Genomic DNA, 22167 nt, shown 5'->3' on the forward strand with positions numbered 1-22167 from the left:
CTCGCCCATCAAAACCCAGGTCAGCCCGTACAATTAAAAGACGTATCCATTCACACGCACGAGTACGCTAGTTCATGACTGACGCCGCCGTTTCTACCGCCGCCACCTCCGCCGATATTGCCGCAGCGGTAGAGCAACGGCGCAATTTTGCCATTATTTCTCACCCCGACGCCGGTAAAACAACGCTGACCGAAAAGCTGCTGCTCTACGGAGGCGCTATTCAAGAAGCTGGGGCGGTGAAGGCCAAGCGAGCCCAGCGCAGCGCCACCTCCGACTGGATGGAGCTGGAGCAGCAGCGGGGGATTTCGATCACCTCCACGGTGTTGCAGTTTGCCTACGGCGGCTACACCATCAACCTGCTCGATACGCCGGGTCACCAAGACTTTAGCGAAGACACCTACAGGACGCTGGCTGCCGCCGACAACGCGGTGATGCTCGAAGACGCTGCTAAGGGTCTAGAGCCGCAAACCCTGAAGCTATTTGAAGTGTGCCGCATGCGATCGCTGCCCATCTTCACCTTCTTCAACAAGATGGATCGCCCCGCCCGCGAACCCCTAGAACTGCTGGATGAGATTGAGCAACGACTGGGTTTGCAAACCTACGCAGTCAACTGGCCCATCGGCATGGGCGATCGCTTTAAGGGCGTATTTGACCGTCGTCACCAGCAGATTCACTTGTTTGAGCGCAGCATCCACGGTAAAAAAGCGGCCAAAAACACGGTGCTAGATATTGGCGACCCCCGCATCGAAGATTTGCTCGACCAGGACCTCTACTACCAGTTCAAAGAAGAGCTGGAGGTGATAGAAGAAGTTGGGCCAGAGCTGGATCTCGATGCTGTCCACGCCGGGCAGCAGACCCCGGTGTTCTTTGGTAGCGCCATGACCAACTTTGGTGTGCAGCTGTTTCTCGACGCCTTTCTCGACTACGCCCTCAAGCCCTCGGCCCACAGCAGCACCCTGGGCGAAATTTCCCCCACTAACGAAGACTTCTCAGGCTTTGTGTTTAAGCTTCAAGCCAACATGGACCCTAAACACCGCGATCGCATCGCCTTCGTGCGGGTGTGCTCCGGCAAGTTTGAGAAAGATATGGTGGTGAGCCACGCTCGCAGCGGCAAGTCGGTGCGCCTGTCGCACCCCCAAAAGCTGTTTGGTCAGGGCAGAGAATCGCTGGAAGAAGCCTATCCGGGCGACGTGATTGGTCTGAATAACCCTGGGGTGTTTGCGATCGGCGACACCATTTACCAAGGCAAGCGGCTGGAGTACGACGGCATCCCCTGCTTTTCGCCAGAGATCTTTGCCTACCTCAAGAACCCCAACCCCTCTAAGTACAAGCAGTTCCAAAAGGGCGTATCAGAGCTGCGCGAAGAAGGGGCGGTGCAAATCATGTTCTCCGCTGACGAGTCAAAGCGCGACCCCATTTTGGCGGCGGTGGGTCAGCTTCAGCTAGAGGTGGTGCAGTACCGTCTGCAAAACGAGTACAACGTCGAAACCCGCATTGAGCCGCTGCCCTATGCCGTGGCTCGCTGGGTGGACGGCGGCTGGGAGGCTTTGGAAAAAGTAGGCCGACTGTTTAACACTGTCACCGTTAAAGACAGCTGGGATCGCCCGGTTCTCCTGTTCCGCAACGAGTGGAACTGTCAGCAGATTCAGTCTGACCACCCTGAACTCAAGCTCAGTGCGATCGCCCCCGTAGTCTCCGGCAAAGAACCCGAGAGTCTCTAGGTTGTAGTGTCAACCGTCTGACGCCCCTTCGGCTTGGCTCAGGGGGCAGCAGACCAATAGGGCAACCGTCTACAGCAGCGGCGTCACGTCTTCGCCGCAGTCATCAGCCAGGTAAGACAAGGCGCGAAAGCGTAGCCCCACCAGCTGCTCGTACAGCGGGTTAATTTTGCACATGGGTGGAATGTGCACCAGCTTTTTGTTAAACAGCACCACATCGCGCTCAAAGGGGCACTGGGAGGGAATCAGTTTGCAGACAAACCGGGCCAGGCGCGGGTCGTGCACCTCAAGCTGATCGAGCCATTCGCGAGCGGGTTTAAGTGGGTCAATCTTACCTACTACTGGAGGGCGCAGTTCAGCAGCAATCTCGGCATTCTCCGGTTTGAGGCTGTATATGGTCGATCGCACCGAGGTGAGCACGGTATCTTGCAGGTTCAGAGCTTGACACAGCGCTTGGAGCTGCAAGTCCTCTTCTACGGAGTACACCCCGTCGGATAGGGCTACCATGACCGCCATGCGCAAAAAGTTTTCCGCCACTTTGGGGTCAGAGCCGAGCACACGGGCCACTTCGGCAGGGGTAACGGGTTCAAAATGCTCAAAATCGAGCTCGGGGGCTAGTTCGTCTTCGGTAATGGTGGCGATTAGCGCCTTTTCGTCGTCGTCAAAGTTGCCGTCGGCCCAGGCCAGGGTAAGCAGCCCCCGGAGCCAGACCTTGATCTGCTCCTGGGTGTAGGGAGACTGAGTGACTGCGGGCATAGATCCTCCTCAAGGGTCAGTGCGATAGTCGTGGCGCAGCTTCATCAGCAGGAGGAGTTGTAAGACCCTCTCCGCAGAACCATCGCGATATCAACAGCCACAAAAATTTGAAAGCAGGCTGTAGCGCTTTAATCTTAACGCTGCTATTTTAAGCCTGCCCTGAGTCAGGGCAATTTTCTGCAATGAGTACGATGCGTGAGCCAAACTAGTCGTTTTGTGATGACTGCGTTACGGATCCAGTCCTGTAGACAGACGGAAGATGGAGATGTGCCGCTAATGTCTAGTTTGAAGTGTCGCAACATCTTTGTCCATTGCTGGGATTGCGGCAAGTGAACCTTGGCCTTAAAAGACTGAGAGGGAACCGAGCGCAAGAACCCTAACAACCGCCTCTTTCTCTGCACATGGTGCTATAAAATTAGCGACTTGGATATAATCTCATCAAAAATGGCGGAAAAACCCTATGGCAATAGATATGCCAGATCTAAATGCTACATACAGCGACTCAGCTAGAAAAAGAGTGCTTGGGCTAGACACAATTCGATTTTTCCTGGCAATGTGGGTTGTTTTTGGCCATATTGGAGTTTTCCCGATAGAAGTAAATGAGAGCAATGTTTTAGGCAAGATATTTGCTGGAATCTATAACAACTTATTTTCTGCCCCTGCCGCAGTCATCGTATTTTTTGTTATTTCTGGATTTTGTATTCACTACCCCTTTCGGGGTAATAAGAAGCCGCTTCTAATTCCTTACTTTGCTCGACGACATTTAAGAATCTGGGTGCCTATTGTTGCAGCAATTCTGATCGCAATACCGCTTGGGGTGAAGTTAACTTTGTTGCAAGACTCTATATTGTGGAGTTTGTTAGCGGAAGAAATTTACTACCTAATTTATCCCGGTCTCTTGTTTTTAAGGAGAAGGTTTGGGTGGAAAAAGATTCTTTTCGCATCCTATATTGTAGCTATTTTAGTTGTCTTGCGCGATCCGTCGGCAGGTAATTACCCCTCATACGGACCCTATTTTAACTGGGCTTTGGGACTGCCATGCTGGTTGTTGGGCTGCTGTCTGGCGGAAAAAACGGATAGATTTTTCACTTCTACTGCAAGTCTCAAAATCAATATCTCGAATTGGCGGTTTGCCGCTTGGTTTTTAAGTTTTGTTTGCAGCGCCTTAAGGTTTCACTCACCGATTAAATATCCTTGGACTTTAACTCTGTTTGCTGTTTTTGCTTTCTTTTGGCTAGAAAAAGAGATTTTATACTACCGAGTTAATGCTCCCATTCCTTTGCTTGAAAAGGCGGGTAAAGGTAGTTACTCAATTTACCTTGTTCATTTACTTGGTCCTGCTCTTTACGTATATTGGTCGTTGCCCATATTTTCACCCGTAATGCATTGGCTAGTACAGATTATATTTACTCTGCTTTTATGCTGTGTTTTTTACTTGCTTGTGGAAAAGCCTTCTCACTCGCTCGCCAGGGCAGTGGCAGAAAAGCTATCCCCTAACTCGCCTAAAATAGCTGCGATCCGAGTACACAAAGAGCAGCCTTAAGGCACATTATCGACTCAAGATTTCTAGCTCTTTCCACTTGTTTTGACCTTGAGCGTACCATCCTACTTTTTTTGGATACATAGGGCGATCGCCCCACCTAGACTTTGCACTTAAGCTGATGCAACGAGCTAAGGTTGGGGTAGCTTTAATCTGCGATTGTTACCCAAACCGCTCAAATATCTAGCCCTGGAAGCAAACTTGGCTCCTATGGGTTTCTCATCATTTTTGCTTAACCCTCAAAGGAGACTGAGTAGTTTAGTATCTATGCCAAGACCGTCCTCCACGAGGTAAACCATGAGCAGTTACACAACCGCAGAGCTACAAACCCTGGTCAAGGCCCCAATGATGACCGGGCTTTCGGTGGCCATGGTTGATATGGGCATTGTCTCTACGGCCATTGAAGCGGCGGCGATGTCAAAACAAATTGCTGGGGCTGCCCAAAAATATCCCGCCAACTCCATCATTCAAGCGGCTTTCTCAGAAGAAACCATGAAGAGTAATCAGGTCAAGCTCGACAAGCCTGATATCAAGCCCGAGGATGTCAAATCGGGAGCCATGATCGACAGCGCGATCGCCGACATTAGCGCCGCCCTGACCTTAGTCGAAGGCAAGGCCTCCGCTGAGGAAGTCGCCGAGTACAAGCAGTTTGTCTACGACTGCGGTGCCGCTGTCGCCGCTGCGGCTGGTGAAGGGTTGTTTGGCACTGGCAGCAATAAGGTCAGCACCGCTGAAGCCGCTGCTCTAGTCAAGTTTAAGGTGGCCCTGGGCCTCTAAGATGAAAGAGGGGTGCGGTACGTGAGGCGTATAGTCTGCGGCAGCCGAGACTGGGGACCGCCTTGAAGCGAGCATTCAACCAGAAGCACACTGAAGAAATAATGCTTATCAGTCCAAAGTAGTTACGGTCAAATAGCGGCTTAATTTTGCAGACTAGACCGAATACCTCTGTTCCTTTCGGTAAGAAATGACTTTTGCTTACGCAAGCTTTATGTTTCTGTGCCAGGGTCAACGATAATCGCCAAGTAGCCTTAGAGCGTTCTAGGGCATTAGCCACTTGCCTGTTTAAGGAGAAAGTTATGAGTTTTACCCGCTGGTTGCGGCGGCTAGCGCCCCTGATGATGTGCCTAGTGCTGCTGGTTAGCGCCTGCACGTCAGCTTCATCTAAATACGACCAGGTGCAAGACGACACTACTGGTTTTGGTTCTCCTGCGGCCGTCGATAAAAAAGCCGAAAAGGGCGGCACCTTCAACGCCTTTTTCCCAGATAACCAGAGCGGCTACAACGTCACTCCCTACCAGGAAAAGAAAGGTTTTGCTGAGTACAAGCTTGAGCAGGATGGCAAGACCGTGGCCATGCTCACGATTAGCGATACCACCAGCGTGCCTGGCTCAGCGGAGAAATATAGCGCTGCCACCCAATCTATCGGCGGCTTTCCGACCGTAGAGCAAGGCAGCACCGCTACTGGAGTGCTGGTGAACGATCGCTACCAGGTTAAGGTGCTCTCCCGCGACCCCTCCTTTACTAAAGAAGACCGAGCAGCTTGGCTAGAGAAGTTTGACCTCCAAGGTCTAGCCCAGCTCAAGGGGGCGATTAACCCCGGCGCCAAGCCCTCCGCAGCGCTGCCCCAATCTTCCACCGCCGCTCCGGCTCGGCCCAAGGACGGATTTAAGTTGCCCAGGGTGAAGCTGCCGAGCGTGTCCCCCAGTCTTCAGCCCGCCTCCTAGGGAGTTAGCTATGCAAACGGCGATGACGGCGATCCAGAAACTAGGGCAGACCTAAGGAGTAAGTTGTGAGCAAAAAAATCTACGAAATTGTCGATAAGCTTCCCACCGGGGGCTTGACCGTGCGGGCACTGAAGACCCTCGACACCTTTGTGCCCGGCCAGTGGAACAACCTGGTGGGCTTTGACAACACCATCAAAACCGTCACGGGTGAAACCGATGAGGCCATGGTGCAGGCGATTGGCGAACGGGCGATCGCTCTCTTCAACGACAAAAAGCAGGGCTACCAGACCGCCCTCTGGCTCTACGAAACCGTAGACTCGGCCTCCGGGCTGCTGGGGGCGGCGGCGCTAGCCAACCGCATTGGCCAAGACACCTTCTTGGGCTTTCTCAAAAACCTCTCTCCTAAGCCCGAAAAAGCCCAAACCATCGACCTGGTGGTGAAGCTGGTGGCCGAGGTAGTAGCCTTCTGTAAAATCAGCGGCATCCCCGGCGACAGCCTGGGCGACTTTCTCGCCGCTCTGGGCGACTACAGCAGCGAGTCACTGGTGCGCATGGCTGCCCTGGTCAGCTTTGACGGCATCATTCCTCTCGGGGCTGACTTTTCGTCCAAGGCGCTCAACGCTATCAAGGGCATGGGGGCCAGCGACCTGGAAAGCAACCAGACTTTCAAGGGCATCAAAAACGAAATTCCCGGCGGCAACGATAAGGCCAAGCTGTCGTTTATGACCGAGAGTTTTGAGTCGACCAAGGGCTGGATGGATCGCTTTGTGACCGATCACAACATCACCCAGAGCAAACTGGTCGACAATCTGGGCGGCTTTATCGAAGGCTCTAAGGGCAAGCTCGACTACCTGGGCGCATTCCTCGATATGTCGGTGAAGTACTATGAGCACACCGGTACTCAAACCCTGGCCCGTCGGTTGATCGAGCGCGCCGTGGCGGAAATCTAATTTCCTGGCATAGCATGATTGGTAAACCCTAGCCTTTTAGAACTAGGCGACTTGCCCAACTGCTGGGCGGCCACAATCACTTCGCTTAACACCGCTTTGATAGAGGCGTTGAGGCCCTCAAAACCTCCGCCTCGCTGGCCACAAGTAGTTGTAAAAGTTTGCTCCTGATGCCCGGCTGAAATCTCAGCCGGGCTTTTTTTCGCCTACAACCATATTGATCGAGGGTGAAGGTACCACCTTTAACTGGGTTTACCAGCACGAGGGCGATCCGCAGTTTGTCTTTTAGCTTGCTAACCCTGGTCATCCAGCCCGCATTCTGGCAAGTCGTCGGGTTGGAGGTCAGGGAATGATGGTAGGCCAACACCGCTACGACAATGGCCTTTGGGTCACTGTGGAGGCCAGTTAAGGCTCTCAAATTGTTGGCCTTTTATTCTTCTGATTCTTCCGGTTCCCCCAGTTCACCGCTAGGCAGTTCTAGCGGTTGGAGGAGCTCATCGAGGGGGTTTATTAACTGCTGCTCCACTTCTGCACCCGCATTCACCATGAATAGGCGAAAGGGTTCGCCCTGGCTGAGGTAGCTGTCATAGCCCGATCGCAGATACAACCCATACTCAGGTCGGCGAGCCACATAGCGACCGACAAAGGCCAGGCCCAGGGCATTCATGTAGCGATCGATCACCTCCGGCTCGGCCAAGGTGAGCCCCGGTAGGGTAGACAGCAGGTGCGACAGACCCGCATCTAACGCTGAGAAGTCAATGTGAGCCTGCCCTTCGATCAGCGCCAGGGAACGATTTTCGGTGGTGTACCACAGGAAGGTGCGAAACTGCTCAAACACGGCGGGAGTGGCGGGGTCGTGGCTGCCCGCAATCACCATCACCGGCACTTTTACTGCCGCTAGCCCCTCGGGACCAAAGATACTGCTGTTGACCGGGTTGACCAACAGCACTGAATTAACCCTGGGGTCGCGAAAGCGGTAGGTCTCCTGAGGCAGCTCTAGTGCCTGACACTGCAACAGCAGCGACGTATTTAGGTAAATGAAGTTGCGATCGCAAACTTCTTGGAGATGGTCAAAGTTAATCTCTGCCCCGGCCACCGCCAGAGCCGTGTAACCCCCCAGCGAGTGCCCCCCTACCCCCACCTGATCGAGCTTGAGCCGCCCTTCAAACTCTGTGGGGTTGAGCCGCTCTAGCTCGTTGAGCACAAAAGTAATGTCGAGGGGGCGATCGATAAACTCCTGCACCTCAAATACGTCGCTGCTGAGGCCCGCCTGAAAGTCAGCCACCTGCTGGGCATCGCTGCCGGGGTGCTGGGGTAGCACCACCACAATGCCATGGGAAGCCAGGTGGGATGCCCACTGGTGCCGCGCCTCGGGTCTAGAGGTCAGCCCGTGGGAAAACACCACCACCGGAGCCTGGCCACGCCACTGGCGGGGGCGCACAACATCCATATAGAGCTGGCGATGGCCCCCAGGGGCCGGTCCTTGACCATCGCGCTGGGTATCGGTCAACTCAAACCGCTGAATCTGCACCCTCGCCGGGCCGGGAACGGTCAAATCGGCTAGGTTGGCATAGTCGATGGGGGGCTGCTGGGCGGCCTGGCTCACCGTGATCTGCTCTAGCTGAACAATGGAGTCGGTGGTGGCGTTGACGATGCGCTCGACGGCGCTAGCTACTGCCTGGGCGTCGTTAATACTGATCTGCATGTCGGTGGGCAACGATCGCACCACATTGATGGCCGACAGCCCCTCCGGTGAAGTCGCCGCTTGAATCAGCGCCGCCCGCAGCGATAGCTTACCGTTGCCGCCAGCCCGGGTTTTGAGGATTACCCCCACCTGGTCAAGCAGTTCCTCGCCCACGCTGGTGTAGAGAAAACGGGATAGCAGCACCCCATCCACCTCTAGCGGGCGATCGAGGTTTTGACGTAGTTGAGCCACTTCGGCCTCACTCAACCCGACCAAATTGATGTAGAAGGCCAGGTCATCAGTGAGTTCTCCTGACTCAATCAGGGTTTCGAGAGAACTGGTGCTCACAGCTCGCTCTACCGGTCCGTAGCTAAAGAAAATTGCTTCAGCCGCCTGCACCGGCAGCCCGCTCAGCACAGTCAAGCCCAGACTTAGCCCGCTTAGAGCTAAGGTCCGAGGTCGCAGCCACCCCCCGACAGGTTGCCAGGTCATGCCGTCACTCCAAAAATGTTACTAAGAGCCGCCCCTGCTCAATTTTCGCTCAAGACTCTGCCGCTTCAACTCTGCCTCTGAGCGGAGTCGAGGGGGCTGACCATGCATTTATGTGCCCCACTACTGCGTGCGCCAGTCCGCATCTACCGATCGCAGCCGGCGCAAAATCACCATGTTTGGCCCCACCACTGGGTTGCGGGCCACCACCACACCCTCGGGGTCGCGCAATTGCAGGGTGCCAAACTTGAGCCCCTGGGCCTGGGCATAGATGTCTTGGGCCACATCATTTTGCTGGCTCGTCAGCAAACCGTACCAGGCTTCGGCCACATTCACGCCCAGGGTATTTTCCGGTAGATTGACCTCCACCGATTGAATCAGCCCCGCCCCGTAGGAGCGGCTAATGCTGCTAACCCGGTTTTGAATGTCGGTAATTAAACTCTGCTCAGGCGTGGGCTCAACCACGGGCGCGGGAGCAGGGACAGGCTGCTCTGCGGTGGGAACGGGGGCTGCAAATAGGTCGTCAACACCAGGTTCTGCCGCCGTAATCTGAGGCAGGGGTTCTGAGGCGATAACCGGTTCGCCTCGTTTCGCACCTAGGGGGTTCCAGAGGGCCAACAGCAGCATCAGCAGGCCTAGGGCGATGGCGGTCAGCATGCTGTCTGAGAGCTTTCGCTGAAGATCGAGGGGTAGCTGCGATCGCACCCACCGCAGGCCTTTCTTCCACAGGGTTGCCCCCTCGGCCAGCAGCAGCAGCAGTTGATCAACCACGCCCAGCTCCTTCGGTTGGTAGGGAATGCCGGTATCGGCCCAGACATCTTCTGCCGGAGCCACCAGCCGGGTATTTTTGTAACCAGTGGCTCTGTTAGGCATCTGTCGCCGGTCAATGTCAGTGAGCTGGGGCTCTGGGGCCGGCACCGGCAGCGGATCTTCCAAATCTTCTAAGTCGCTGTCGGTCCAAGGGGCTGAGTCAGGTGCTGCGCGACCGTTGTTTGAGACGGGGCCGTAGGGGGCAGCTTCGGCAGCTAGTCTGGAGGCACGATTGTCCTTCGGACGCGTTTCACGATCGCCCACCACTGGTTCTGCCGAAGCATCTTCCCCAACCCAATCTTGTCCATCTGACCCAGCAACGTCACCATCGACAGTTTCGAGGGGTAGCACCTCCCTATCCTCAGCACTGGGGTCACTGGGAAACGCTGGCCCAGCGCCATCCCCTTGCACCGTCTGATCGGTGTTGCGCGGGGGCGGAATGGGCGGAATTTCTGAAGGAAAGTTGGGGTCTTGGGGTCTCATGGGTTAGCCCACCTGGCCACGATTACCGGCATGCGTTGCGGAGGTAGCCCCAAAGGGCATATCCCTTTCAATACTGCCACGTTTCCCAGAAATCTTAGGGCAGAAATCTCTCTGGGCTAAGCATTCAGCCCTGCTCGGCAAGACCTTGGTGCAAAATCAGCCGATTGCCGTCGGGGTCATAGGCATAGACCTCGCGACCGTGGGAGGCCGTCAGCACCAGGCCAGGGGACGCATAGCCCAGGTGGGTGAGACGGGCGATCGCCCCATTCAAATCCGTCACCTCTAAACACAGGCTCATTGCGCCACTGCTAGGAGCGGCAAACTGGGCTACCTGATCAGTTTTAGGCTTAAAGATCGCCAGCCTCAGCCCCGGCAGCTGAAACTCGGCATAGCGATCGCGCTGGTAAGGCCGAGCCGATTGATCAAGCAATTCGCTATAAAAACCCACCAACTGCTCAAAATTCTCGCTGGCCAAGGCCACAAAAGCACTAGTGCAACCTATAGATGCCTCAGCCAAAGCCCTCTCCGCCAGAATTTCCTAGACAACTACTGGGTCTGACATCTCCACCTACCCATCCACCCTCTACTCATCCACCCCCTTACCTTCCCTAGTCCAACTCCCACTCCGACGCGTACTGCAACATCAGCGGCGGCAGGTGCAAATCCTTTGGCGTTTTGCAGCGGGCTTCAAACACACCCAAAATATCTTTCACGCTGGGTTTGCCTTTGCTGCTGCCGGTAATGCCGCTGGCAATAATAACCGCACAAGTCCCGTTACACTCCCTCTGCCAGGTATCCCAGCGCTCCAGCAGGTGGCGATCGGTGCTGCCGTTGGTTTCGTATTCGGCGAACAGGTGCAGCTCGCCATCGCCGGTTTGCAGCATGCCCAGCTCAAAGGCCTCGCCGCTAAAGGGGTCGCTGCCGGGGTTGAAGCACACGGCCTGTACGCCCTGGGCCTGCTGCAGCTGCTGGATTAGGGTCTTGGCCTTGGGCCGCGAGGTCTGAATTAGCACCACCGGCAGATCGGGGGAGTCAGCAGTGCCATTGTGGGTCCATTTGCCCTCTAGGTTCTGAAAGGCGATCGCCGCGTCATGGCGCAGATCGTTGAGCACCTGCTGCTGAAACTGGGTGAGGATGATAATGGCCCCCTCGGGCACATAGTCGTCCCGCAGCACCGGAAAATTAACCAGGCCCTCGGGGCCGTCGTCGCCAAGGGCATCATCGGCGTCGGCAGCCAGCTCTGCGGTCACTTCGGGCAGGGTTTTAACCGTCACCTTCAATGGCGACGTACCGCCATTTTTCTCGGGATTAGGAATTTTATAGCTACTCTGGAGCGCCTTGAGGGGAGGCTTTTCAAGCTGAGCCCGGTAGCGAGTGATAAAGCGCTGAAGAGCCTCCAGCACTACTAGAAACGTGGCTCCTTCTTCGTCGGCAAGCTGGCTGCGCATGCCTTCTAGGGGGTGAATGCTGCCAAAGTCGGGCTGCACTGCCTCTGGGGCCGAGGCTAGCCAGCTCACAGGCTGGGGTATGTCGGGAAAGGGTTCGTCGTCAAACAGCTCAAAGTTGAGAAACAGACAGTCTTGCTCTAAAAAGGCTTCCTGCATCTGCTTGGGCGACTGCTGCCCCATCAGCACCCGCTGGCGAAATTGCTTGAGCGAGTCGAGGGAACGGTACATCAGCAGGCCATACTCTACGCCGCCCATGCCCAGCATTGACACGTAGAGGGTGTCGAGATCCCAGTTGTTTAGCTCAACGGCGAGCACCTGCTGCTCGTTGAGGGTATTCCAGGGGGCGAGTTCCCAGATCTCCATGGCCTTGTCGATCATGGCCTCGGCATAGCGAGGGGGCAGCTCGGCCTCGGTCATCTCGGCCGACTGCTGGAGGGCGTTGAACAGCTCGTCGATCAGGGGCAGTTCGGGGGCATAGTCAATGGCAATATCGAGCCCCTGGAGCGCCCCCCGCAGGTAAAACTGAATTTCGCGATCGCTAACCACAATCTTGTGGGGCCTTGCCGGGGCGAGGTTGCCCTGGGGCGACTCAATTGCCTGCAACAGCGTGCGCACCACCGGCTCATAGCCACAGGTGGTAGGCACAATGGTCAGCCCCCGCACCGCGCCGCGGCTGCTGTCAACCCAGAGAATGCAGTCGCTAGTTTCGGTATGGCGCTGGCGCAGACCGCCATCGTCATCCATCAAACCGCCCACCGAACGGCGATCGCCCTCCCATACGCTGGCTACACGGGGCAACCGCTTCAGGCGATCGATGGTAATGCGGTTCAATCGAGTCATGGGCTAACGATAACGACAGATGGAACGGATGGTTAAGCTACCGCTGGCTTGAGCACGGCTTTGGTCAGCATAGCCAAGTTTAATCATCAACTGCCCACAGCAACTCAGCCGCGTGCCCTTCAGTGCAGTCCCCTAAGTTGAGCCACTGCACCTCATCTAGCATCCTTCCCGGGGAGGGGACGCCCGGAGCGGCTGCTATAAACTATAGAAATTCCTGGCGGTATCAGCTAAGCCTAGACGACGAAAGTGTTAGATTTCAAAACAATTTAGGCTGCTCTGGCTGCGGTTGGGGTGACTCTGTTTATGATGGTAGAAGCTGTACTTACATCGAAAGGTTGCAATGGCTCAAGCCACAGAACAAACCCGAGGCATTTTGATGTCGGAAACGGCCCTGCGGCACGTCAAGGCCCTCCAACAGTCCCAGGGCAATAAAGAACTCTGCCTGCGAGTGGGGGTGCGCCAGGGCGGCTGCTCTGGCATGTCCTACACCATGGATTTTGAAGATCCCGCCAACATCAACGAGCACGACGAAGTCTACGACTATGAAGGCTTTCGCGTGATCTGCGACAAAAAGAGCCTGCTGTACCTCTACGGTCTCATGCTCGACTACAGCGACGCGCTGATCGGCGGCGGTTTTCAGTTCACCAACCCCAACGCCGTCCAGACCTGCGGCTGCGGTAAGTCCTTCGGGGCGTAAGGGCACCCTACGGGGCTATATTCTGTGCTTTGCTGGATATCGCTTTAGATAGTTCATTGACATGACTCAAACCGTAGAAACCCTGTTCGATGAGGGCATCGAGCGCTACAAAAAGGGCGAAGATCCCGCTGAGCTGATTCCCGTATTTAAAGAGGTGTGCGATCGCGCCCCCAAGAGTGCTGCCGCCTGGGCCTGCTTGGCCTGGCTCTACCTGCTCACCGACAAGCCCAACGCTGGCCTCAAAGCCGCCCAAAAGGCCGTCAAGCTCAACCCTCAGGATCCCCAAGGTCGGGTGAATCTGGCGGTGGCCATGCTCGACGCGGGCAAGCCCGGCGTGCGCGAGCATGTCGAAATCGCTGGCCAAGTGATGACCGTCGCCGACGACCTGAAACAGGAAGTTATGGACAGCATTAACGACGGTCTTATGCGCAAGCCAGACTGGAAGAGTTTGTCGCGCGTTAAGCAGTGGCTTGAGTAGTTAGGTCGATGGGTTAAGCCCTTGTTCCCCAAACCGTTGCGCAAGCGCGTCCCCAATCAAGTCGGGGGCGCGCTTGCGAGTTATTGCCCGTACCATGCCTGTCGCCACTGCGTCATCTGGTCGATTTCAGCCTGCTGAGAGGTAATGATCTCGTCGGCTAGGGTAAGCAACTCAGGCCGACTACTCTTCTCCTTCAAATCCTCCGCCATCGCTACAGCTCCCTCATGGTGAGGAATCATCGCGTTGATAAAGCGTAGGTCGAACTCGTCATCGGCTCCGCCTAAATCCATATCCATGCGCATAGAGCTAATCATTTCCTCGCTCATCGCCATGTCGTGCTTCATTTCGGCGTGATACATTACCGGCTCGGCAGGGGCATCAGGGTACCATTCGGCCCGCCACTCCTTCATCTGAGCAATCTCCACCTGCTGGGCCGCAATGATGTTTTCTGCTAGCTGGCGAATTTCAGGCCGCTGAGAATTCTCTAAGGCCGCTTCGGCCATCACCACGGCGCCCTCGTGGTGAGGCGTCATGCCGTCGATAAAGCGAAGGTCGTAGGTGGCATCGGCCGGGCCCAGATCCATCCCGTGATCGCTGTGCACCATCTGCTCTTCAGCCCTGTCTCCAGCAGCATGACCTTCGTGCATGGCTTCCATGTTGCTAGTGCCGCAGGAGGCTAGCGGTACTAGGGTAGCCAGGGCTAGCATCGTAGCTAAAGGCTGTCTCAATCGCATAGTTCGTCTCCCAAATGCCTTGATGTTTCAAGCCTACACATTCCAGCCCGCTGTAGAGTCAAGGGCTGAGTGAGCAAGATGTATTTCCTTGTCCAGCATTTAATTAATATTTTGTTACGAAATTGAGAGGAGTGATCCCGCCGTACTGTAAATTTTGTTAACAAAGCCCAGACTGGTTTATTTCAAATTGTGTCACCTAAACGCTCGAATCCTTATCTGGCAAGGTTTTCTGATACAAACATGAAAGACATCATTGATTTTGCTTTCGTTACGAAATATTTCCTACACAAGCCCCAGAGTCTGCCGGCAGTCTGCCCTGCTCACTGCTGCTGATTCTGCGCCCGCAGCCTTCTCATCTCTAGACTTAGCCGCGAAAGGAGTTTTACTGCATGTTCACCCACGTCAAGCCCACTGTTCGCCACATTGCCCCCGATGACCTCAACGGGCGGCATCTGGTTAAGGTGGTCTATGTGGTTCTAGAGCCTCAATACCAGAGCTCTTTGTCTTCGGCCATCCGGTCGATCAACGCCAGCAACTCTCAAGTAGCCTTCGAAGTCAACGGCTACCTGATTGAAGAACTGCGCGACGCCAACAACTACGCGGCGTTCAAGCAGGATGTGGCCGAGGCTAACGTATTTATTGCCTCGCTGATCTTTATCGAAGACCTAGCCGACAAGGTTGTTGAAGCGGTTGCCCCCCTCCGCGATGGCCTCGATGTGGCTGTGTGCTTCCCTTCTATGCCCCAGGTGATGCGCCTCAACAAGATGGGCAGCTTCTCTATGGCCCAGCTCGGCCAGTCGAAGAGCATGATCGCCTCCTTTATGAAGAAGCGGAAGGAGAAGTCTGGGGCCGGGTTCCAAGACGCCATGCTGAAGCTGCTGCGCACCCTGCCCACGGTGCTCAAGTATCTGCCGGTCGAGAAGGCCCAGGATGCCCGCAACTTTATGCTCAGCTTCCAGTATTGGCTGGGCGGTTCCCCCGAGAACCTGGAAAACTTCTTTCTCATGCTGGCCGATCGCTACGTGATCACCGACAGCCAAATTGAGGGTGCTCCCCAGCCCGAAAGCCTTGACTACCAGGAGCCCGTCACCTATCCCGACATGGGCATCTGGCACCCCATGGCGCCGCACATGTTTGAGGATATCAAGGAGTACCTCAACTGGCACGCCTCCCGCCGCGACATTTCTGAGGATCTCAAGGATCCCCTTGCTCCCACCATTGGTCTGGTGCTCCAGCGCACCCACCTAGTGACTGGGGACGAGGCCCACTATGTGGCCATGGTGCAGGAGTTTGAGTACTTGGGCGCGAAGGTGATCCCTGTGTTTGCGGGCGGTCTAGATTTTTCTAAGCCCGTGAATGCCTACTTCTTTGACCCGGTAGACAATACCAAAACCATTGTCGACGCCGTGGTTTCCCTCACCGGCTTTGCCCTGGTGGGCGGCCCGGCCCGGCAGGATCATCCCAAGGCGATCGAAACCCTCAAGCGCCTCAACCGCCCCTACATGGTGGCATTGCCCCTGGTCTTTCAAACCACCGAGGAGTGGGAAGACAGCGACCTGGGCTTGCACCCCATTCAGGTGGCGCTGCAAATGGCGATTCCTGAGCTGGATGGGGCGATCGAGCCGATTGTGCTCTCGGGCCGCGACGGTCTGACCGGACGGGCAATTTCGCTCCAGGATCGGATTGAATCCATTACCCAGCGGGCAATGAAGTGGGCCAACCTGCGCCGCAAGCCCAAGCTCGACAAAAAGCTGGCCATCACCGTCTTCAGCTTCCCCCCCGACAAAGGTAACGTGGGTACCGCCGCCTACCTGGACGTATTCGGTTCTATCTACAAAGTGCTGGAGGCGATGAAGCAGAACGGCTACGACGTGCAGGATCTGCCCGAGTCGCCCCAAGCCCTGCTCCAGGAAGTCATCCACGATGCCCAGGCCCAGTACGCCAGCCCCGAGCTGAACATCGCCTACCGCATGCCCGTGCGCGAGTACCAGGCCCTGACTCCCTACGCCGAGCGCCTAGAAGAAAACTGGGGGCCACCGCCGGGCAACCTCAACACCGATGGCGAGAACATGCTGGTTTACGGCAAAGCCTTCGGCAATGTGTTCATCGGCGTGCAGCCTACCTTTGGCTACGAGGGCGACCCCATGCGGCTGCTGTTCTCCCGCTCCGCTAGCCCCCACCACGGCTTTGCCGCCTACTACACCTACCTGAATAAAATCTGGGGCGCGGATGCGGTGCTGCACTTTGGCACCCACGGCTCGCTGGAGTTTATGCCCGGCAAGCAGATGGGCATGTCGGGCACCTGCTACCCCGACAACTTGATCGGCAGCATCCCCAACCTCTACTACTACGCGGCCAACAACCCCTCCGAGGCCACGATCGCCAAGCGCCGGGGCTACGCCGAAACTATCAGTTACCTCACCCCTCCCGCTGAGAATGCGGGTCTCTACAAAGGACTCAAGGAACTGAGCGAGCTGATCGGCTCCTACCAGAGCAACAAGGAGAGCGGTCGGGCGGTGCAGATCGTCAACGCCATCATTGAAACCGCGCGCATCTGCAACCTGGACAAGGATGTGGTGCTACCCGAGGGCGACACGGGCGAACTCTCTAACGAAGAGCGCGATGGCCTGGTGGGCAAGATCTACATCAAGCTGATGGAGATCGAGTCGCGCCTGCTGCCCTGCGGTCTGCACGTGGTAGGCAAGCCGCCTACAGCTGAGGAGGCGATCGCCACCCTAGTCAACATTGGCAGCCTCGATCGCGAAGAAGACGGCATCAAGAGCCTGCAGCGGATCATTGCTGAGAGCATTGGCCGGGATATTGATGATATCTACGGGAACAGCGATCGCGGCCACCTCGCCGACGTGCAGCTGCTCTACGACATCAATCAGGGCGTTCGGGCTGCGATCGCCGCCCTCGTCCACGAGCAAATCGATGCTGAAGGGCGTGTCTCTATGGTGTCGCGGCTCAATTTCCTCAATATTGGCCGCAAAGAACCCTGGATCAAAGCCCTCCACGAGGCAGGCTACAAGAACGTCGACACCGATGCCATCAAACCCCTGATGGAATACCTGGAGTTCTGCCTAGAGCAGGTCTGCGCCGACAACGAACTGGGCGCACTGCTGCAAGCCCTCGAAGGCGAATACCTGCTCCCTGGCCCCGGCGGCGACCCAATTCGCAACCCCGATGTGCTGCCTACTGGCAAAAACATCCACGCTCTCGACCCCCAGTCGATCCCAACCACTGCTGCTGTACAGTCGGCCAAAATTGTGGTGGATAGATTGCTGGAGCGGCAGCGACAGGAAAATGGCGGGGCCTATCCCGAGACTATCGCCACCGTGCTCTGGGGCACTGACAACATCAAAACCTACGGCGAATCCCTTGCCCAGATGATGTGGTTCGTCGGCGTCAAGCCTGTGCCCGACTCCTTGGGCCGGGTGAATAAACTGGAGCTGCTCTCCCTCGAAGAGCTGGGCCGCCCCCGCATCGACATCGTTGTCAACTGCTCTGGGGTGTTCCGGGATTTATTCATCAACCAGATGGCCCTGCTCGATCGCGCTGTGAAAATGGCCGCCGAAGCCGACGAGCCTTTGGAGATGAACTTTGTCCGCAAGCACGCCCTAGAGCAGGCGGCAGAAATGGGTCTCTCGGTCCGCGAAGCCGCTACTCGCATCTTCTCTAACGCCTCGGGTTCTTATTCCTCCAACATCAACCTGGCGGTGGAAAACAGCACTTGGGAGAACGAAGCTGAACTCCAGGAGATGTACCTGAAGCGCAAGTCCTTTGCCTTCAACTCCGACAACCCTGGCGTCATGGACAGCAATCGGGGCCTGTTTGAGTCGGCCCTGAAGACGGCGGATGCCACCTTCCAAAACCTGGATTCGTCGGAGATTTCCCTCACCGACGTATCCCACTACTTCGACTCTGACCCCACCAAGTTGGTGGCCAGCCTGCGCGAAGACGGCAAGGCTCCGGCTGCCTACATCGCCGACACCACTACCGCCAACGCCCAGGTGCGCACCCTGTCGGAAACGGTAAGACTGGATGCCCGCACCAAGATGCTCAATCCCAAGTGGTACGAAGGGATGCTTTCCCACGGCTACGAAGGGGTGCGCGAGCTGTCGAAGCGCCTGGTGAATACTATGGGCTGGTCGGCCACTGCCGGGGCAGTCGATAACTGGGTCTATGAAGATGTCAACACCACTTTCATCCAAGACCCAGAGATGTGCAAGCGCCTAATGGATCTCAACCCTAACTCCTTCCGCCGCATGGTCTCGACCCTGCTGGAAGTGAACGGACGCGGTTACTGGGAAACCAGCGACGAAAACCTGGAGAAGCTGCAAGAGCTCTATCAGGAAGTGGAAGACCGCATTGAAGGGGTGGAATAGTCGCTACTGTTTAGTTAATACTTTGAAGCCAGGATTCTCTAAGAGTCCTGGCTTTTTTTAGAACCACAGCTAAACCGTATTAGCCAACCGTCGTCTAACCAGCTATACCTGACCTTGGTACGAGCGGCCCATAAAGCGGAGCGTAACAGGCGTAGTCGGCGCCACTGTGGCGCTGTGGTGTTTAGCGCTCCAGACGACTCCCCGATATTTGCCCGTCACTTCACCGTCGCGGGTTTCAATGTTAGGCCACTGACAATCGTATTCGGCACCAAGAAAACGTAGCTGCATAGGAAGATCCTGTTGCTAAAGAATGCATTTAAGCGAAGACGGAACCATGCACTACAGGGTTGAGAAGAATTATGGCCTTGCTACGTTAAGAGGCCCTGATGTGAAAATTAAATTGACAAATTTGTTACAGAATTTTTTTCATCTATTCCCAAGAGAATTTTGAAATAAGTGCTGCACAACTGTTTGGGACAGTATGCTGCCCCAATTCCTGCCGCTAGCTGTGACTCTTGTCTTAAGCGAAGTCGCCATAGTCGATGAAGCAAAGAATCTATCGCAATAGCAAGCTAAAGCGGTGGAGCGATCGCCCCACCGCCACTTCTCGGTACAGTCCTTTGTGTAGCTAACGGTTTTCCGACCAGCACCGTCAGCCCCGCCAAGGCCAGGGCTGATTTTGAGAAAAAAGTGTACAACCTGATTAAGGAAAGGTCTTGGACGTTACCCTCCCACCACTGACTCCACCTTGACAGCTTCGTCCTCTGCCGCTGCTAGCACCTCAGCAGGAGCAGGTTCGCGGTGGTCAAACTCCAGCTTGCCATCCTGCAAGTCCACCGTGATGGTTGCGCCTTGGGCAAAGGTGGTCTCTAGAATCTTGGTGGCGATCGGGTTCTCCAGCAGGCGCTGGATGGCTCGCTTGAGGGGGCGAGCACCGTACACTGGGTCATAGCCGCTCTCGGCAATGAAGTCGATCGCCGGATCGGCAATCTCCAAACCGATGGTTTGGTCGGCTAGGCGACGCTGCACCCGACGAATTTGCAGGGCCACGATCTTGCGCAGCTCGCTCTTGCGCAGCGAGTGGAAGAGGATGAGGTCATCCACTCGGTTGAGGAACTCGGGACGAAACTGCTTTTGCAGTGCCTTGAGCACCTGGACGCGCATTTCGTCGTAGCGATCGTCGTCGCCCGCTAGCTCTAGAATGTGGTCGCTGCCCAGGTTGCTGGTCATGATTACTACGGTGTTGCGGAAATCGACCCGGTGGCCCTGGGAGTCGGTGATGCGACCGTCGTCGAGCACCTGCAAGAGAATGTTGAACACGTCGGGGTGCGCTTTCTCGACCTCGTCGAGCAGTACTACCGAGTAGGGGTGGCGACGCACCGCCTCGGAGAGCTGGCCGCCGTCTTCGTAACCGACATAACCGGGAGGTGCCCCCACCAACCGCGACACGGCGTTTTTCTCCATGTACTCCGACATGTCGATGCGAATCAGGGCGTCCTCGGTGTCGAAGAGAAATTCGGCCAAGGCGCGGGCCAGTTCGGTCTTACCTACCCCAGTTGGTCCCATAAACAGGAAGGAACCCAGGGGACGGCCCTGGTCGTTCATGCCAGCGCGGGCGCGGCGAATGGCGGCGGCAACGGCCTCCACCGCTTCGTCTTGACCGATCACCCGTTCGTGCAGGTGGCCTTCAAGTTGAAGCAGCTTTTGCCGCTCTGACTCCATCAGCCGGTTGACGGGTATGCCCGTCCACTTGGCGACGATTTCGGCGATGTCGGCCTCAGTGACCTGCTCACGCAGTAGGGTATTGCCTTTGGCCTGCACTTCGACTAGCTGGGCCTCCAGGGTTTCGCGATCGCGCTGGATCTTCTCCAGACTGTCGTATTTGAGTTTGGCGGCCTTGTTGAGGTCATAAGCGCGCTCGGCCTGCTCAATTTGCAGACGAATCTGGTCTTCTTCGTCCTTGAGGGCGTGAATGGCGTCGAGGGCCTGCTTTTCGCTCTGCCACTGACCGCTGAAGGACTGCTGCTTGGCCTGGAGTTCGGCAATCTCTTGCTCAATGCGGCTGAGGCGCTGGCGCGAGGCCTTAGTCATGGAGCCGTTTTCGGCCTCTAGGGATAGCTTTTCCATTTCGATCTGCATCAGGCGGCGCTCGATGCCCTCCAGTTCCTCGGGTTTGGAGGTGATTTCCATTTTGAGCTTGGCAGCGGCTTCGTCCACCAGGTCGATGGCTTTATCGGGCAAAAAGCGATCGGCGATATAGCGGTCAGAGAGCACCGCCGCCGCCACCAGAGCGCTGTCGGCAATATCGACGCCGTGGTACGACTCGTAGCGTTTTTTGAGGCCCCGCAGAATGGAGATGGTATCTTCGGCGCTGGGCTGGCCCACATACACCTGCTGAAAGCGACGCTCTAGGGCGGCGTCTTTTTCGATGTGCTTGCGGTATTCGTCGAGGGTGGTGGCCCCAATGCAGCGCAGCTCGCCCCGCGCCAGCATGGGCTTGAGCAGGTTGCTGGCATCCATGGTGCCCTGGCCCGCTCCGGCTCCGACCACCGTGTGCAGCTCGTCGATAAATAGCACCACCTGTCCGGCAGAGTCGGTGACTTCCTTGAGCACCATCCGCAGCCGTTCTTCAAACTCGCCGCGAAACTTGGCTCCGGCGATCAGACCACCGATGTCGAGGGAAATTAGCGTGCGGCCTTTGAGCGATTCGGGCACCTCGCCGTTGATGATGCGCTGGGCTAGGGCCTCGGCGATCGCCGTCTTGCCCACTCCCGGTTCGCCAATCACCACAGGGTTATTCTTGGTGCGTCGCGACAGCACCTGAATCACGCGGCGGATCTCGTCGTCGCGGCCAATCACGGGGTCGAGCTTGCCGTCGCGGGCGAGCTGGGTGAGGTCAATGCCATATTTCTCTAAGGCATCGTACTGCTGCTCGGGGTTTTGGTCGGTGACTTTTTGGCTGCCGCGCACCGCCTGCACTGCTGCCATCAGCTCAGGGCCTTCGACGTTAAAGCCCCGCAGTAGCCGCCGTCCGATGCGCTCGTCTTCCTGAAAGCCCAGCAGCAGGTGTTCAACTGAGATGAACTTGTCTTTGAGGGTTTGGCGCGCCGCCTCAGCTCCGTCGAGCATGCGATCGAGGCTCTGGCCCAGGTAGAGGTTGTTGTCGACACCGGGGCGTACGCGGGCCTGGCGCTGGGCAAAGGTCTCTAGATCGTCGAGAATCTGGTCGCTGTCGAGGTTGGCCTTGGCGAGAATTTTGTGGGCCAGCCCGTCTTCTTCTTGATCGAGCAGCGCGATTAGCACGTGCTCGACCTCCATATATTGATGTTTGCAGCGGCGAGCCACGTCCTGGGCCTCAACGATGGCGTCCCAAGCTTTGGCGGTAAACTTATCCGGATCGGTTGGCTGCATAATCTCCGTGGGCGGGCAGG

Annotated in this window: 16 protein-coding genes; 8 read left to right on the top strand and 8 right to left on the bottom strand. The window is 56.5% G+C overall.

What is annotated here, in order from left to right:
* Positions 1-74 precede the first annotated feature (74 nt).
* The gene (gene prfC, locus H6F59_RS17215; protein ID WP_190702734.1) at positions 75-1721 is read left to right on the top strand and encodes a peptide chain release factor 3; all 1647 of its coding nucleotides are present in this window, start codon (positions 75-77) and stop codon (positions 1719-1721) included.
* 69 nt (positions 1722-1790) lie between these two features.
* Here the strand turns inward: prfC and H6F59_RS17220 are convergent, their stop codons facing one another.
* Complete coding sequence (locus H6F59_RS17220; protein ID WP_190702737.1) at positions 1791-2474, bottom strand: Mo-dependent nitrogenase C-terminal domain-containing protein; 684 nt, start codon at positions 2472-2474, stop codon at positions 1791-1793.
* 460 nt (positions 2475-2934) lie between these two features.
* Here H6F59_RS17220 and H6F59_RS17225 point away from each other — a divergent pair, with 460 nt between their 5' ends.
* From H6F59_RS17225 to H6F59_RS17240, 4 genes are all read left to right on the top strand, one after another.
* Positions 2935-4017 carry an acyltransferase gene (locus tag H6F59_RS17225; RefSeq protein ID WP_190702739.1) on the top strand — a complete coding sequence of 361 codons (1083 nt, stop codon included), beginning with the start codon at positions 2935-2937 and terminating at the stop codon, positions 4015-4017.
* Positions 4018-4311: 294 nt separating this feature from the next.
* Positions 4312-4791 (top strand): hypothetical protein, encoded by a 480-nt coding sequence (locus H6F59_RS17230; protein WP_190702742.1) that lies wholly within the window; start codon positions 4312-4314, stop codon positions 4789-4791.
* A gap of 299 nt (positions 4792-5090) precedes the next feature.
* A complete protein-coding gene (locus tag H6F59_RS17235) occupies positions 5091-5738 on the top strand; it encodes a hypothetical protein (RefSeq protein WP_190702745.1) in 648 nt (215 codons plus the stop codon).
* Between the two features lie 65 nt (positions 5739-5803).
* A complete protein-coding gene (locus tag H6F59_RS17240) occupies positions 5804-6688 on the top strand; it encodes a hypothetical protein (RefSeq protein WP_190702748.1) in 885 nt (294 codons plus the stop codon).
* A 427-nt stretch (positions 6689-7115) separates the two neighbouring features.
* On the opposite strand, the gene H6F59_RS17245 is transcribed toward H6F59_RS17240, so the two are convergent.
* The 4 genes from H6F59_RS17245 to H6F59_RS17260 all read right to left on the bottom strand — a co-directional run bounded on the left by H6F59_RS17245 (position 7116) and on the right by H6F59_RS17260 (position 12439).
* Positions 7116-8861 carry an alpha/beta hydrolase gene (locus tag H6F59_RS17245; RefSeq protein ID WP_190702751.1) on the bottom strand — a complete coding sequence of 582 codons (1746 nt, stop codon included), beginning with the start codon at positions 8859-8861 and terminating at the stop codon, positions 7116-7118.
* A gap of 120 nt (positions 8862-8981) precedes the next feature.
* Positions 8982-10151, bottom strand: a complete 1170-nt coding sequence (locus tag H6F59_RS17250) for a hypothetical protein (protein WP_190702752.1) — start codon at positions 10149-10151, stop codon at positions 8982-8984.
* A gap of 124 nt (positions 10152-10275) precedes the next feature.
* The gene (locus H6F59_RS17255) at positions 10276-10668 is read right to left on the bottom strand and encodes a VOC family protein (RefSeq protein ID WP_199325833.1); all 393 of its coding nucleotides are present in this window, start codon (positions 10666-10668) and stop codon (positions 10276-10278) included.
* Positions 10669-10759: 91 nt separating this feature from the next.
* Positions 10760-12439 carry a DUF6930 domain-containing protein gene (locus H6F59_RS17260; RefSeq protein WP_190702755.1) on the bottom strand — a complete coding sequence of 560 codons (1680 nt, stop codon included), beginning with the start codon at positions 12437-12439 and terminating at the stop codon, positions 10760-10762.
* 340 nt (positions 12440-12779) lie between these two features.
* Between H6F59_RS17260 and H6F59_RS17265 the strand changes: the two genes are divergently transcribed.
* Positions 12780-13136 carry an iron-sulfur cluster assembly accessory protein gene (locus H6F59_RS17265; RefSeq protein WP_190517334.1) on the top strand — a complete coding sequence of 119 codons (357 nt, stop codon included), beginning with the start codon at positions 12780-12782 and terminating at the stop codon, positions 13134-13136.
* A 61-nt stretch (positions 13137-13197) separates the two neighbouring features.
* Positions 13198-13614 carry a M48 family metallopeptidase gene (locus H6F59_RS17270; protein WP_190702758.1) on the top strand — a complete coding sequence of 139 codons (417 nt, stop codon included), beginning with the start codon at positions 13198-13200 and terminating at the stop codon, positions 13612-13614.
* Between the two features lie 80 nt (positions 13615-13694).
* Here H6F59_RS17270 and H6F59_RS17275 read toward each other — a convergent pair whose 3' ends face one another.
* Positions 13695-14348 (bottom strand): DUF305 domain-containing protein, encoded by a 654-nt coding sequence (locus H6F59_RS17275; RefSeq protein ID WP_190702761.1) that lies wholly within the window; start codon positions 14346-14348, stop codon positions 13695-13697.
* Between the two features lie 389 nt (positions 14349-14737).
* Between H6F59_RS17275 and H6F59_RS17280 the strand changes: the two genes are divergently transcribed.
* Positions 14738-18736, top strand: a complete 3999-nt coding sequence (locus tag H6F59_RS17280; RefSeq protein ID WP_190702765.1) for a magnesium chelatase subunit H — start codon at positions 14738-14740, stop codon at positions 18734-18736.
* 102 nt (positions 18737-18838) lie between these two features.
* Here the strand turns inward: H6F59_RS17280 and H6F59_RS17285 are convergent, their stop codons facing one another.
* Positions 18839-19024 (bottom strand): DUF4278 domain-containing protein, encoded by a 186-nt coding sequence (locus tag H6F59_RS17285; protein ID WP_190517324.1) that lies wholly within the window; start codon positions 19022-19024, stop codon positions 18839-18841.
* A 435-nt stretch (positions 19025-19459) separates the two neighbouring features.
* Positions 19460-22147 (bottom strand): ATP-dependent chaperone ClpB, encoded by a 2688-nt coding sequence (clpB, locus tag H6F59_RS17290; RefSeq protein ID WP_190702768.1) that lies wholly within the window; start codon positions 22145-22147, stop codon positions 19460-19462.
* Positions 22148-22167 lie beyond the last annotated feature (20 nt).

It is taken from the genome of Nodosilinea sp. FACHB-141 (assembly GCF_014696135.1).
Taxonomy (GTDB): Bacteria; Cyanobacteriota; Cyanobacteriia; order Phormidesmidales; family Phormidesmidaceae; genus Nodosilinea.

Bases quoted from the DNA above. Each gene is read 5' to 3' on its own strand.
- prfC (WP_190702734.1), top strand. From the start codon at position 75: ATGACTGACGCCGCCGTTTCTACCGCCGCCACCTCCGCCGATATTGCC.
- H6F59_RS17220 (WP_190702737.1), bottom strand. From the start codon at position 2,474: ATGCCCGCAGTCACTCAGTCTCCCTACACCCAGGAGCAGATCAAGGTC.
- H6F59_RS17225 (WP_190702739.1), top strand. From the start codon at position 2,935: ATGGCAATAGATATGCCAGATCTAAATGCTACATACAGCGACTCAGCT.
- H6F59_RS17230 (WP_190702742.1), top strand. From the start codon at position 4,312: ATGAGCAGTTACACAACCGCAGAGCTACAAACCCTGGTCAAGGCCCCA.
- H6F59_RS17235 (WP_190702745.1), top strand. From the start codon at position 5,091: ATGAGTTTTACCCGCTGGTTGCGGCGGCTAGCGCCCCTGATGATGTGC.
- H6F59_RS17245 (WP_190702751.1), bottom strand. From the start codon at position 8,861: ATGACCTGGCAACCTGTCGGGGGGTGGCTGCGACCTCGGACCTTAGCT.
- H6F59_RS17250 (WP_190702752.1), bottom strand. From the start codon at position 10,151: ATGAGACCCCAAGACCCCAACTTTCCTTCAGAAATTCCGCCCATTCCG.
- H6F59_RS17260 (WP_190702755.1), bottom strand. From the start codon at position 12,439: ATGACTCGATTGAACCGCATTACCATCGATCGCCTGAAGCGGTTGCCC.
- H6F59_RS17265 (WP_190517334.1), top strand. From the start codon at position 12,780: ATGGCTCAAGCCACAGAACAAACCCGAGGCATTTTGATGTCGGAAACG.
- H6F59_RS17270 (WP_190702758.1), top strand. From the start codon at position 13,198: ATGACTCAAACCGTAGAAACCCTGTTCGATGAGGGCATCGAGCGCTAC.
- H6F59_RS17275 (WP_190702761.1), bottom strand. From the start codon at position 14,348: ATGCGATTGAGACAGCCTTTAGCTACGATGCTAGCCCTGGCTACCCTA.
- H6F59_RS17280 (WP_190702765.1), top strand. From the start codon at position 14,738: ATGTTCACCCACGTCAAGCCCACTGTTCGCCACATTGCCCCCGATGAC.
- H6F59_RS17285 (WP_190517324.1), bottom strand. From the start codon at position 19,024: ATGCAGCTACGTTTTCTTGGTGCCGAATACGATTGTCAGTGGCCTAAC.
- clpB (WP_190702768.1), bottom strand. From the start codon at position 22,147: ATGCAGCCAACCGATCCGGATAAGTTTACCGCCAAAGCTTGGGACGCC.